Annotated in this window: 1 pseudogene; it reads left to right on the top strand. The window is 66.4% G+C overall.

From position 1 onward, the window contains the following. Window positions 1–464: pseudogene (locus DYI24_RS27740) on the top strand (excinuclease ABC subunit UvrA); the annotation flags it as partial.

Below are 464 nucleotides of genomic sequence, written 5' to 3'. Positions count from 1 at the left end.
GTCACCAATATCGAGCGCCGCTTCCGCGAGACCGAGAGCGAGTGGGCGCGTGAGGAGCTCGGCAAGTACTTCTCCGACGTGCCATGAGACGCCTGCCACGGCCATCGCCTCAAGCCCGAGGCGCTGTGCGTCAAGATCGGCGGCAAGCATATCGGCGAAGTCTCCGAGCTGTCGGTCAAGGCGGCCGGCGACTGGTTCGCCAAGGTGCCGGACGTGCTCAACAAGCAGCAGAGCGAGATCGCCGTCCGCATCCTCAAAGAGATCCGCGACCGCCTCAGCTTCCTGCTCGACGTCGGCCTCAACTATCTGACGCTGTCGCGCTCGTCCGGCACGCTGTCGGGCGGCGAAAGCCAGCGCATCCGCCTCGCCTCGCAGATCGGCAGCGGCCTCACCGGCGTACTCTACGTGCTCGATGAGCCGTCGATCGGCCTGCACCAGCGTGACCACCCCCGGTTGCTCGACAC

The sequence above is a fragment of the Rhodopseudomonas sp. BR0C11 genome, from assembly GCF_010820945.1.
Lineage (GTDB): Bacteria > Pseudomonadota > Alphaproteobacteria > Rhizobiales > Xanthobacteraceae > Rhodopseudomonas > Rhodopseudomonas palustris_H.
Note: the sequence above shows the minus strand (reverse complement) of the source record. Positions and strands in the feature narration are given on the sequence as shown.